Here is a 12310-nt window from a genome sequence, read left to right on the forward strand (position 1 = left end):
CGTCCACGTCAAGTTTATCATAAACATACAAAACGTCAGCCCCCATTTTACTGGCAGCTGACTAAAAATAATAAAATATAGTACCGAACAGCTGTGTATACATAGAGGGTTTTGCCTGTCCCATCAAGCATAAACACTCACTTATAGCGATTTTTCACTACCTTTTTAATTCCGAGGCATTTGCCGGAGCATTCAGGACTGGAAAGTTGGTCATTTCTATATCGCCATCAGCTTGTGGCCTGATCAAATCAGGTGAAGACAACTGTACACCTTTTCTAGCTTTTGCGCTTTTTCCTTGTGTTGCATATGCATTTGGACGCTTGTTAAACATCGCCCACAAGTCACGTTGCTCATCTTTATCTTCACGAAGTAAAACAGCAAACTCGCGTCTACTTTTCAACGTATACTCGTGTGCTGCCATAACTACACCGTCCGCAATACGCAGCAATCTAATGGAAACATACACTCTGTACGGTGTCGGCACATAACTGCCGACCAGCACCACTTGGGCATTGTACTCTTTTTTCATCAGTTCGGATACATCTCGACTTAAAATAAACTCACCCTCTTTAGGAATGATAGAATATTTTTTCTTTAGACGTGTTTCCAAAACCTTATACCCGAACTGGCTGATGCGTGATGAAATTTGCTGCATCACGAGTCTTCCAAGCATGGAAGAATGACGAAGGTCATTCAACTGAACCATGCTCGCAATAAGCACAGGACTGTTACGACTAACCTTACCACTCATCTGCTCTGCAATCACATCGGCAGCCATAAAGTTTTCAGCAGAAAGTGATGAAGGCTCAAAACTCAATTCCGGCAAGGTTACAATCTGCTCCGGCGCTGGAGGTAAAACGCTTCCGTTTTCTGCAAAAGCAGCCGCTGGCAACAAACATGTAATCGCTACTAAAAGAATCAGAACGTTTCGCATTACTATTCTCCTGTAACCTTGATTGTTCGAGTAGGAAATTCTTCCACCTGATATCCGCGTTCATACGGAGAAACAAAATTCGCCTGCTGATCTGCTGCAACACGCAAGATTGATGATGCATGCATGACATACCGATTATTAAAGCTCATACCTACGGAGAGGATAACGGCTCTATCTTCATCACTACCAGTTTTATCGTAGAATGTTGAGGTAACATTATTGCTATCATCAAGAGTATCATCTCCGGATGAACCAATAAGACGCGCATCACTACTTGCTTGCATAAGTCCGCGACGATCAGTTGAAACAGGAAGTGTTGCATAGCTTAAAATAAGCATTTCTTCTTCTCGCTGCACAGCAACCTGCAGCCCGCGGCTTACAAGCTCTGTATGCAGCAAGCTGTAGAAACCAGTTGCAAACGCTCTGTCATTCATCGGGCGCATATAAATCGGCTTGCCGTCAAGGTCTGGCCGGTCTTTAATAGACTTGGCTACGTGATTAGCTATTTCAGCCGCCCACTCACTCCAGTCATCCACAGCTACAAACTCTTCGTAAACTACGGGCGACGCTGTACGCGCAAATGTAGCCTTTCGCCTTACTTTTAAGCAACCTGCTGTTGCTAATACCAAAACAACCACAAGAGCGATTGTCCATATTCTTCTTACATTATGCATGTGCGCCTCTTCACGTTAATAGTACAAATCGTCCCCGAAGACGTTTTCTATCTACTTTTCGGAAGACAGCGCAGTATCTTTAAAAAAGTGTTCATACACAAAAAAGGCCGGAGCAAAAACTCCAGCCTTTTAATAGCGTGATAGCTAGGTTGGGCTGTACTAATTAGTACATGCCACCCATGCCACCCATGCCGCCCATGCCACCTGGCATTGCAGGAGCTGCAGCAGCACCAGCAGGTTCAGGCTTATCTGCAATTGCACACTCAGTGGTGAGCAGGAGAGAAGCAACAGAAGCTGCGTTCTGCAGAGCGATACGGGTTACTTTTTTAGGATCGATAACGCCGGACTTGATGAGGTCTTCGTATTCGCCGATAGCAGCGTTGAAGCCCATGCCGTCTTTACCAATTTTAACTTTCTCTACGATTACGGAACCTTCGAAGCCAGCGTTGGCAGCGATCTGACGGAGAGGCTCTTCGATAGCGCGACGGATAATACGTACGCCAGCAGCTTCGTCGTCATCAGCAGGTTTTACTTCGTCGAGGATAGTAGAAACGCGAACGAGAGCAGTACCACCGCCAGGCACGATGCCTTCTTCAACAGCAGCACGAGTTGCGTTGAGAGCATCTTCTACACGGTCTTTTTTCTCTTTCATTTCGGTTTCAGTTGCTGCGCCAACGTTGATAACAGCTACGCCGCCAACGATTTTAGCGAGACGTTCCTGAAGTTTTTCACGATCGTAATCAGAAGAAGACTCTTCGATCTGAGCACGGATCATTTTGCCGCGTGCTTTGATGTCTTCAGCTTTACCAGCACCGTGAACGATTGTTGTGTTATCTTTGTCGATTACTACACGTTTAGCGGAACCGAGTTCTGCAACAGTGATAGCTTCGAGTTTAACACCAATTTCTTCAGAAACAACCTGGCCACCGGTAAGGATAGCGATGTCTTCGAGCATTGCTTTACGACGTTCGCCAAAACCAGGAGCTTTAACAGCAACAACGTTAAGAGTACCACGAAGTTTGTTAACTACGAGAGCTGCAAGAGCTTCGCCGTCAACATCTTCAGCGATGATAACGAGTGGCTTAGACATTTTAGCAACCTGTTCGAGAACAGGGAGCATGTCTTTCATGTTGGAAATTTTCTTTTCGCAGATAAGGATGAGGGGCTCGTCCATTTCTGCAACCATTTTGTCTGCGTTGGTCACAAAGTAAGGGGAAAGGTAACCACGGTCGAACTGCATACCTTCAACTACGTCAAGAGTAGTTTCGAGGCCTTTTGCTTCTTCAACTGTGATAACGCCTTCTTTACCAACTTTGCTCATTGCTTCAGCAATGATGTTACCGATGGTAGCATCGGAGTTAGCAGAGATGGTGCCAACCTGTGCGATTTCTTTCTGGTCGCGGGTTGGTTTTGCAAGAGCGTTAAGTTCGCGAACGAGAGCTTCAACAGCTTTGTCCACACCGCGTTTGATAGCCATTGGGCTACGGCCAGCAGCAACGAGTTTAACACCTTCACGGTAGATTGCCTGAGCGAGGATGGTAGCAGTAGTTGTACCGTCACCAGCGATGTCAGAAGTTTTAGAAGCAACTTCTTTAACCATCTGTGCGCCCATGTTTTCGAACTTGTCTTCGAGTTCGATTTCTTTAGCAACAGAAACACCGTCTTTAGTGATAACAGGAGCACCGAAAGATTTTTCGATAACAACGTTACGACCTTTAGGGCCGAGGGTCACTTTAACAGCGTTAGCAAGTTTATCAACACCGCGAGAAAGGCTTTCGCGAGCTTTTACGTCAAAAAGAATTTCTTTAGCCATTTTGGTATATCTCCTAAGAATCTAAAGAGAGGAAAAAAATATTAAGCGATAATTGCGAGAACGTCTTCTTCGCGCATAACGAGGAATTCTTCGCCGTCGATATTGATTTCGTTACCTGCGTATTTGTTGAACAGAACAAGATCGCCAACAGTAACAGTCATAGCGATGGTGTTACCATTTTCAACACGACCAGGACCTGCAGCTACGATCTCACCACGAGAAGGCTTTTCTTTGGCAGTGTCAGGAATGTAGAGACCGCCAGCAGTCTTCTCTTCAGCTTCAAGGCGTTTTACCAGAACTCGATCGCTCAGTGGCTTCAGATTCATAAGTATAAACCTCCAACATAATGTTACTATCTAAATTCTCAACTGCCACATCCGGATGTGTCAGTCTTGCGCCTTGCCTTGTAATATACTTAAAAACAAGCACATTACATAAAATCAGGCAAAGCCACCAATTACTATTTAAATCAGACCCGATAAAGATAACTCCATCGGGTTGCATACTTATTCAAAACTGTCAGGGAGTATAAAGCTGTTTTCATAATTGAAAAGGGGGTGAAGTGCTTTTTTTTCACTCTTTTTCAATTTATGTAGAAAAAACAAAATGTTAAGCTTTTTATTTTTTCTACATATTTGCGTTATTTTCGCCAGCACAACCTGTGGTTGAATAACAAGGCAATGCTATATCGTTGCGAGCAGTTAGCAGCATGAAACAATAAATCCCTTAAGCAGGTGCACGGCTATATCTCAAGCACAACAAACTCTCAAGCATTAATCGTACAACATTGATTTCTGCCAGTATTTACTAACGCAAGATGAAAACTACTTTTCGACCTGTGAAAGCTCGGCAATTCGTGCTTCCACTTCTTCCCAGCGCAACATTACAGCTTCCTGCTCTCCTGCAAGAGACTCCAGGCGGTCTGTTGCTTCATCAAATTCTTTAGGGCTGTTAGTATAAAATTTAGGATCAGCGAGCTTAGCTTCCAACGCTCCCTGTTCTTCTTCCATACTTTCAAGCTTCGCTGGAATCTCTTCCAGCTCTTTGCGCAACTTGGTCACTTCGCGCTGTTCATTATATGTTAACTTTTTCGGCTTATCAGCTTCTTTTTTTAATTCAGACTTTTCTTGAGCAGCTTTTTTACTAGCCGCTTTTTCTGCATCAATATCCTGACGCTGACGCTGCCAGTCATCGTATCCGCCAACATATTCATTAATCACACCGTCGCCCTCAAATGCCAATGTAGATGTCACTACATTGTTCACAAAAGCACGGTCATGGCTAACAATAAGAACAGTACCTGCGAATTCAACAATCTGTGCTTCCAACAACTCCAATGTTTCCACATCAAGGTCGTTTGTCGGTTCATCAAGCACCAGAACGTTACACGGTTGGGTAAACAACTTTGCCAACAACAAGCGGTTACGCTCACCACCAGAAAGTGTATTAACCGTCATATTCATACGTTCAGGGTCGAACAAAAACTCTTTTAAGTATCCGACAACATGCTTCTGTACGCCGCCAATTTCAACGGTATCGTTTCCGTTCGCTACGTTATCTCGCACAGACATTTCTTCATTCAGCACGTTACGCAGCTGATCAAAATATGCCACTTCAATCTTGGTACCGTCTTTAATTGTCCCTACCTGCGGCACAAGCTCACCAAGCAGCAAACGCAGCAAGGTTGTCTTACCCACACCGTTAGGACCAATAAGTGCTATCTTGTCACCGCGGGAGACAATGGTAGAAAGATCTTTGATTACCGGAACCATGGCATCAGGATACGTATATGTTACGTGATCTGCCTTAACCACAACTTTACCGGAACGATCAGCCACCTGCACCGCCATGCCCACATTACCAGAGCGGTCGCGACGTTTTGCGCGTTCTTTACGCAAGTCCTGCAATGCTCGTACACGTCCCATGTTACGAGTACGACGCGCTTTGATGCCTTTACGGACCCAAATCTCTTCTTCTTTGAGCTTCTGATCCATACGGCGCCATTCTTCGTCTTCCGCATGCAGCACTTCTTCTTTACGAACCAAAAAGGTATCGTAGTCGCAAGACCAATCCGCAAGGTGCCCGCGATCCAGCTCTACAATTCGGTTCGCAACTTTGCGCATAAACATTCTATCGTGAGTAATGAGAACAAGCGACTTTACATAGCGCTGTAAAAATTCTTCGAGCCATGTAATAGATTCCACATCAAGGTGGTTAGTAGGCTCATCAAGCAGCAGCAAGTCCGGCTCAGAAGCAAGTGCACGCGCGAGCATAGTACGACGTTTCACACCACCAGACAGTGAAGAAAACTCGGCATCAGGATTCAATTTCAGGTGATTTGTCACTGTTTGAATTTTCTGATGCAACTCCCAGCCGCCCCGCTCATCAAGAACATGCTGCGCATCAGACATTGCGGCAAGCGCAGCATCCGTATCCTTACCGGTATCCAGCAATATAGATGCTTCATGGTACGCAGCAAGCGCTTCGCCCAGCTCACCAAGACCGGAAGCAACTACACTATAGACGTTACCCGTAATAGCGTCAGGCACTTCCTGAGAGAGCATTGCAACCTTCAAGCCCTGCTGACGTGCAACCACGCCTCCATCAGGCTTAATGTCGCCAAACATGAGCTTCATAAAGGTTGATTTACCCGCGCCGTTACGACCAAGCAGGCAAACTCGCTGCCCTTCTTCAATCTGCAAGCTTACACCGGACAACAGTTCCGGGCCGCTCAGAGTAAGTGAAACATTCTGTATACTTAAAAGTGCCATATATTATCTCCAAACCGAACATACATAAATTCAGGACTGTGTTGTATATGCGAGAACGATAATTCGCAAGAAAGCAATGTACAGATACCATTTTGCACCGGCAAACGTCCTGCCAGATTCTTGCTCCTTGGAATAACCAAATTTCGGTGCTACCATTCTCTACAAATGGAGGAACAACACATGCGAGTGCAACCGATAGACGAACTCATATCCGTACTTTCAGAACAAGCTGAGCAAGTAGGACACCTAGAATCCCTTGCCGCAGAGCTGGTTCAAGATCCGCAACAAATACAACGTTACCGCTCTATCCTAGAAGAAAAAGCGCGCCTGCTCTCTGGACTCGCACACCTTACGCAACCCATAACAAAAAAAATGGTTCCAGAAAAAGCTTCGTCTTTACAAAACATGCTCAGCAAATTCTCACAAAGTGCGACCACCTCGCTTCGCATCGGATCTCCATTTTATATGGCCGCGCTCCTCTATCCTCAAGATTATCAACAAGGGCAGCCAAATGACCTTGAGCTGTTCATTCAGCAATTAAAAGAGCAGCAATAAGACAACGATTGCCTCCGGCGGCTGGGCTGAAACTTTTAAAAAAGTTTCCCCCAGACCCCCTTCAAAACTTTTCATTAGCGAGACCAGTACGTTTTTCGCGTCACCTCACGGCTTATGCTTCATTACCTTTCGCGAAATAAAAAAGGGTTGTCCTAGATGTCTAGGACAACCCTTTTTGGTGTTTAAGTCAGCGAAATTAAGCCGTGTGAGAAAATCATGAACGGGCGTTTGTCGCATAACAAAAGTTTCTGGAGATTCTTAAGAACCTCTTGCAAGAGGTTCTTAAGCCGCCGGAGGCAAATTTTGTTAACAACTCCTTCAAAAACAGAACTTACTCAAAAAAATTAGTTTTTCATATTCACAAACTGAAGAGGAATACCGTAATCGCCTTCACGCAGCATTGCCATGACAGCCTGAAGGTCATCAAGTTTTTTGCCGGTTACACGCAACTGGTCATCCTGAATCTGTGCTTGAACTTTAAGCTTAGAGGCTTTGATTTCTTTCACCATCTTCTTAGCGAGGTCTTTCTCAATACCTTCTTTAAAGACAACATCACGCTTAAGCGCACCCTTAGAGGTTGGCTCTGGATCTTTAAATTCAAGAATCTGTGGATCAACATTACGACGCAAGAAATGAGTTTTGAGCATTTCTTCCACAGCTTTCATTTTCAGTTCATCACCTGCAAGAATGCTAAGGCGCTTATTGCCTTTATCAAGACTGAGTTCAGTGGTTGTACCACGGAAATCATAACGGGTCTCAACTTCTTTTCTCACGTTATTCACAGCGTTATCAACTTCCTGCAAATCAACTTTGTTTACTACGTCAAAAGATGGCATTGTATAGTCTCCTGCTATGACTGACTTTCATCAGTTTCTTGAAATTTCTTTTCTTCTATTCTCAGCTTCTTAAGCTTACGCGGCGAATGCGGTTGCTTGAGTGCTGTGCGTGATGCTGGACGCAAATTGACCACTTCCAGCTTGATCTTTTTCTCTGTCGGCTTCGAAATAATCCGCGCTTGTGCCTGCGGACGCCCTGGCATGTTCTGACGTGCAGGACGATTTCTCGGTGTAGATTGTTCTGCACCGATTATAGAACCTTTTTTACGAATTCGCTGAGGTCGAGGCTGTTTTCTCAACTGTGCAGGTTTCGCTGCCGTACTTCGTTGCTGCGCACTGTAATCAAAATCGTCCACGTAGCAACAAGTAATATCATCTCCAAGGGCACGCTCCAATGTTTTCATCATTGGTGCATCCTCCGGAGCGACAAAGGTAAAAGCACTGCCTATGGCACTTGCCCTACCGGTTCTGCCGATTCGATGAATATATGTATCAACAGTCGGCGGAAAATCGTAATTGATAACATGAGAAACGCAAGAAATATCCAACCCTCGGGCAGCAATATCTGTTGCTACCAAGATTGCGTACTTACCACGCCGAAACCCGCACATGGCTTCCTGCCGTCTACGCTGGCTTAGTTGACCTTGCAAACAGGTAACATCGAACCCTGCGTTCCCCAACTGTCGCCACAATCGTTTTGCTCCGTATCGGGTACGAACAAAAACAATCAATGACTGAAAATCCATCGACCGCAATATATTTTTCAGTAATGGAGTCTTTAAATGCTGTTCAACCGGATAAATGTCATGAGAGACACTTTCGACAGGTGCAATTGAATCTACCTGAATATGTAGAGGGTTACTCATGGCATGGTTTGCCATGACTTCCAACTCTTTCGGCATGGTTGCAGAAAAAAGTAACGTCTGATCACGTTGGTTAGTCAGTTGTAAAATTTGCTGAATATCTTCGATAAACCCCATATCGAGCATCATATCCGCTTCATCCAGCACCAGCATTTTCACTTTAGAAAGATCAATAGATTTACGGCGAACATGATCAAGCAATCTGCCCGGACACGCCACTACGACATCTACATTTCCCTTAAGCTGCTGCCGCTGAGCATGCAGACCAACACCACCAAATATAGTAACGCAACTCAGATCTGTTTTACGAATCATTTGCTGAATATCAGAAGAAATCTGTACTGCGAGTTCACGGGTAGGCGCAACGACAAGCGCACGGACACCATTGCCGGAACTAGTGAGCAACTTGTGCAAAATAGGCAGCACAAAAGCCAAGGTCTTACCGGTTCCAGTTCTGGCTAATCCTAGCAGATCATGTCCAGCTAAGGCTGGTGGTACTGCTTTTTCCTGAATTGGAGTCGGTTCTGTAAAACCCTGAGCTGAAATGGCATCCAACAACATGGGATGCATAGAAAAATGAGCAAAACTCACGATACAATCCTTGGAAAACGATAAAAGCAAAACCCCTGCACAACTTCTTAACAATACCCATCTGACCCGCTAAGTGCAATGCTTTACCGTATACATCGTAGCAATTTACTTACGAAAACGCTTTCATTGCTTTTCAATTTAGCTGGACACCGTTGTACTCAAAAGGTATCTTACCAAATCAATATTAGTTACTATTAAGAAAACATATTATGAAAACACTTTTTGAAAAATTTTCTCTCACCTTTGGACGACAACGTCCTGACATAGAAATCCCCGGCAGTCCGGAGCGTTGCATTGCTCGCTTTGTTGCTGAAGATACTAACGGGAAACTGTGGCTTGTAGAAAAACTCAAGGAAGCTCAGGCAGGATGGCGCAATACCTTAGGGACACTTCTTACTGATTTGCATCACAAGAATGTTCCTTTTGTCCATGCACCAGCTCTGACAAGCGACGGACGGGCTGTGATTATTCATGAAGGTGTACCATATCAGATGACGCCCTTTATTATCGGGACAGATCTTCCACGCCCTGCATACTGTGCAGACAAAGTACGTGGTCGAGCTATAGGCACCTTTATTAACACGCTGCAATCAGCAGGTCAGCAAATTCCAACCCCGCTCTGCTCCACACCGCCTTTGACGGAGTATGTAGCAGATATTGTCACCATAATTACACAACGTAGACCAGACATTGCTCGACAACTAGAAACTATTCTCCCGCACTTGGACACATTTTTCACTGAGCAAAATGTTATCCCGCTTGCATTAGCACACGGGGATTGCCACCCGCTCAATATCATATGGCATCAAACAGACATTGCAGGCGTTATTGATTGGGAATTTGCCGGAGAAAAAATCGTACTTTATGATGCAGCGAACTGCATTGGATGTGTCGGCATTGAACACCCCAACTGGCTGATCAATGGGCTTGTGCCTGAACTGGTCGCGACACTGTACACACAAAACCCTCTGTTTGCCGCAAACATTCATCACCTGATCCCTGCGGTTATAGCATTACGTTTTGCATGGCTTTCAGAATGGCTACGTAAAGACGACACCGAAATGCAGGAACTTGAACTGGATTATATGCGTCTATTGACTAGAAGCCGTTCAGAAATAGAAAAATTTTGGAAACAACGATACGCTATGTAATAGCTCTTTTATCCTCCTAATCATATCCCCGTCACGTTTTTGCTGTGCTAAACTAACGGGCGTACCTCAAAGGAGAGCATTTATGTTTACATACAAACCAACTCTTTTAGCATTACTCTTGGTGGGTGTTATGACAAGTTTCACCGCACAGGCAAATGCTGCACCTCAAGCCTCTGCTATTTTTGCAGGTGGTTGTTTCTGGTGCATGCAGCCTGCTTACGACAAGCTTCACGGAGTATTGGATACCGTTGTGGGTTACACAGGCGGTACCACATCAAATCCAACCTACGAACAAGTGGGTACTGGTACTACCGGGCACTTTGAAGCAATCAAAGTGATCTACGATCCACAAAAAGTTACCTACGAAGGCTTGCTCAAGCTTTTCTGGCGCAACATCGATCCATTCGATGAAAAAGGCCAATTCTGTGACAAAGGATCTACTTACAGAAGTGCAATTTTTTATATGAATTCGACTGAAAAAATCGCAGCTGAAGCCAGCAAAAAAAAGGTGGAAAAACGCTTCGAACGCCCTGTTGCAACTCTCATTCTCAAGGCCAAAGAGTTTTGGCCAGCTGAAGATTACCATCAGGACTACTACACCAAAAATCCAATTCGTTACAAATTCTACCGCTATCGTTGCGGAAGAGATGAACGACTCATGGACATTTGGGGCATCGAGTACAAGCACTAGATAAAGCAAAAAAAGCCTTCCACACTTAGATGGAAGGCTTTTTTACGCTATGTAAGACTTAAACGAGACAAGAAAAAAGCTGGGAGCATATGCTTCCAGCTTTCTTTTAGAGCTATTCTTTTTCCTGTTTGAATGACATCCACTCAAACAAGAGACTGATTTCTTCACTACGCAGGTCGAACTGGGTTCGACTGCATAAATCCTTTACGTTACGCATAAATGCCTTTTTCACTTCGTCGACCAATACCACATCCTGTTCAGAAAGTGGGTAACCGCCGCGTGAGATACCAACAAGAACAAAGTTTACGTGCGCTCTGCCTACTGGCACGCCTGCTTCTACACACTTATCGCGAACATTGCGCGATGTATTCGTGAGGAAGAAGCCATTCTCGTTTACCTCATCTACAATAAACTCAAGAAGCTGATTGTAGTGTGCAGGCATTAACAATGGAACATCTGTAAGACGATGTACTCTGAGTGCAAAGTCGAACAGTTCCGGATACTGTGCTTTAAATTCTGCTCGTACGCTAGTTTCTTCTGGCTCATCATGTCGACTTGGATCATACACATATCCAGGTACAACATTAGAAATTTCCAACTCGCCAAGTTCAAGCGCTTCTAAAAATTCGCGGAATCTACCATACCCGAACCAGTCATGCCCTGCGTCCAGTTCTTTTTGGAGATTATGCGATAGCTGCGCAAGAGGTACCGGAGAAGAAGAATCTTGAACCATACTTTTTACAACATCAGCTCCACGAAGAATGATGTCTGCATTGGTATCTTTTTTCTCTTCTTCCTCTGCCCGAGGCTGTGCCGGATACTCTTCAAACCCTTTTTCTTCAAGGGCCTGCTGTACAAACCAGTCTTCGCGGATACGCCAAGAACTTGCTGCTGTATACGCTGGGGATGCATACCCCACAGAAAGCACTAATGTGCGACGCGCATGTTCCTGCAACCTAATCAGAAGCGGCGTAAAATCCGCATCTCCGGAAAGTACAATAAATTCATCAAAATGTGTTTTATGGCTCAAAGTATCCATCGCATCCATCACAAGATGAATATCTGCACTTGTCTTACCTTGATTAGTAAGAGGCGGACAATCAATCACGTTAAATGCTGCGCGGATAAAAAAGGGCCTGTATTGATGGTAACAGTGCGGATTGAGATAACAGCAACGCATTAAAATACGACGGCGAACTCCATCACCGTAAAGCATTCTTACTGCATGAGTTTCCAACCACTTTAGCCATCGCTGAGGGTTAGTTGCAAACACATGTGCTGCTGATGGTTCTATCTCTTCCAAGCGCGTGTATATATTGTCGAAATCGACGAATAAAGCGCTATACACCTCCTCAAATCCATACTGATTTCGAAAACCTCTTCGATCCATATTTTCCTCATTACGGATAGAAATAACAAATCAGATTATAA

Annotated in this window: 11 protein-coding genes; 3 read left to right on the forward strand and 8 right to left on the reverse strand. The window is 44.7% G+C overall.

Translation table 11 applies throughout. The annotated features are described in order from the left end of the window. Positions 1 to 157 precede the first annotated feature (157 nt). The 5 genes from MKHDV_RS15720 to MKHDV_RS15740 all read right to left on the reverse strand — a co-directional run bounded on the left by MKHDV_RS15720 (position 158) and on the right by MKHDV_RS15740 (position 6192). Positions 158 to 934: a FlgO family outer membrane protein gene (locus MKHDV_RS15720; RefSeq protein ID WP_160716968.1), complete on the reverse strand. Its 777-nt coding sequence runs from the start codon at positions 932 to 934 to the stop codon at positions 158 to 160. A gap of 2 nt (positions 935 to 936) precedes the next feature. Further along, positions 937 to 1608, reverse strand: a complete 672-nt coding sequence (locus MKHDV_RS15725) for a hypothetical protein (RefSeq protein WP_160716969.1) — start codon at positions 1606 to 1608, stop codon at positions 937 to 939. A gap of 163 nt (positions 1609 to 1771) precedes the next feature. Further along, positions 1772 to 3421 carry a chaperonin GroEL gene (gene groL, locus MKHDV_RS15730; RefSeq protein WP_160716970.1) on the reverse strand — a complete coding sequence of 550 codons (1650 nt, stop codon included), beginning with the start codon at positions 3419 to 3421 and terminating at the stop codon, positions 1772 to 1774. Positions 3422 to 3462: 41 nt separating this feature from the next. Continuing rightward, positions 3463 to 3747, reverse strand: a complete 285-nt coding sequence (groES, locus tag MKHDV_RS15735; protein ID WP_160716971.1) for a co-chaperone GroES — start codon at positions 3745 to 3747, stop codon at positions 3463 to 3465. A 498-nt stretch (positions 3748 to 4245) separates the two neighbouring features. Further along, positions 4246 to 6192, reverse strand: coding sequence for an ATP-binding cassette domain-containing protein (locus MKHDV_RS15740; RefSeq protein WP_160716972.1), 1947 nt, complete (start codon positions 6190 to 6192; stop codon positions 4246 to 4248). A gap of 180 nt (positions 6193 to 6372) precedes the next feature. Here MKHDV_RS15740 and MKHDV_RS15745 point away from each other — a divergent pair, with 180 nt between their 5' ends. Then, a complete protein-coding gene (locus tag MKHDV_RS15745) occupies positions 6373 to 6747 on the forward strand; it encodes a hypothetical protein (protein WP_216846942.1) in 375 nt (124 codons plus the stop codon). A gap of 344 nt (positions 6748 to 7091) precedes the next feature. On the opposite strand, the gene MKHDV_RS15750 is transcribed toward MKHDV_RS15745, so the two are convergent. Together MKHDV_RS15750 and MKHDV_RS15755 are read right to left on the reverse strand one after the other, a co-directional pair. Further along, positions 7092 to 7583, reverse strand: a complete 492-nt coding sequence (locus MKHDV_RS15750) for a YajQ family cyclic di-GMP-binding protein (protein ID WP_160716974.1) — start codon at positions 7581 to 7583, stop codon at positions 7092 to 7094. A gap of 14 nt (positions 7584 to 7597) precedes the next feature. After that, positions 7598 to 9037: a DEAD/DEAH box helicase gene (locus MKHDV_RS15755; protein ID WP_216846943.1), complete on the reverse strand. Its 1440-nt coding sequence runs from the start codon at positions 9035 to 9037 to the stop codon at positions 7598 to 7600. A gap of 209 nt (positions 9038 to 9246) precedes the next feature. Between MKHDV_RS15755 and MKHDV_RS15760 the strand changes: the two genes are divergently transcribed. Together MKHDV_RS15760 and msrA are read left to right on the forward strand one after the other, a co-directional pair. After that, the gene (locus MKHDV_RS15760; RefSeq protein ID WP_160716975.1) at positions 9247 to 10188 is read left to right on the forward strand and encodes a phosphotransferase enzyme family protein; all 942 of its coding nucleotides are present in this window, start codon (positions 9247 to 9249) and stop codon (positions 10186 to 10188) included. Positions 10189 to 10270: 82 nt separating this feature from the next. Then, the gene (gene msrA / locus MKHDV_RS15765) at positions 10271 to 10879 is read left to right on the forward strand and encodes a peptide-methionine (S)-S-oxide reductase MsrA (protein WP_160716976.1); all 609 of its coding nucleotides are present in this window, start codon (positions 10271 to 10273) and stop codon (positions 10877 to 10879) included. A 112-nt stretch (positions 10880 to 10991) separates the two neighbouring features. On the opposite strand, the gene MKHDV_RS15770 is transcribed toward msrA, so the two are convergent. Beyond that, positions 10992 to 12269, reverse strand: coding sequence for an NYN domain-containing protein (locus tag MKHDV_RS15770; RefSeq protein WP_160716978.1), 1278 nt, complete (start codon positions 12267 to 12269; stop codon positions 10992 to 10994). Positions 12270 to 12310: the final 41 nt, after the last annotated feature.

The organism is Halodesulfovibrio sp. MK-HDV (genome assembly GCF_009914765.1).
In the GTDB taxonomy this organism is placed as follows: Bacteria; Desulfobacterota; Desulfovibrionia; order Desulfovibrionales; family Desulfovibrionaceae; genus Halodesulfovibrio.

Coding starts and splice junctions, on each gene's coding strand:
- MKHDV_RS15720 (WP_160716968.1), bottom strand. CDS start 934: ATGCGAAACGTTCTGATTCTTTTAGTAGCGATTACATGTTTGTTGCCA.
- MKHDV_RS15725 (WP_160716969.1), bottom strand. CDS start 1,608: ATGCATAATGTAAGAAGAATATGGACAATCGCTCTTGTGGTTGTTTTG.
- groL (WP_160716970.1), bottom strand. CDS start 3,421: ATGGCTAAAGAAATTCTTTTTGACGTAAAAGCTCGCGAAAGCCTTTCT.
- groES (WP_160716971.1), bottom strand. CDS start 3,747: ATGAATCTGAAGCCACTGAGCGATCGAGTTCTGGTAAAACGCCTTGAA.
- MKHDV_RS15740 (WP_160716972.1), bottom strand. CDS start 6,192: ATGGCACTTTTAAGTATACAGAATGTTTCACTTACTCTGAGCGGCCCG.
- MKHDV_RS15745 (WP_216846942.1), top strand. CDS start 6,373: ATGCGAGTGCAACCGATAGACGAACTCATATCCGTACTTTCAGAACAA.
- MKHDV_RS15750 (WP_160716974.1), bottom strand. CDS start 7,583: ATGCCATCTTTTGACGTAGTAAACAAAGTTGATTTGCAGGAAGTTGAT.
- MKHDV_RS15760 (WP_160716975.1), top strand. CDS start 9,247: ATGAAAACACTTTTTGAAAAATTTTCTCTCACCTTTGGACGACAACGT.
- msrA (WP_160716976.1), top strand. CDS start 10,271: ATGTTTACATACAAACCAACTCTTTTAGCATTACTCTTGGTGGGTGTT.
- MKHDV_RS15770 (WP_160716978.1), bottom strand. CDS start 12,269: ATGGATCGAAGAGGTTTTCGAAATCAGTATGGATTTGAGGAGGTGTAT.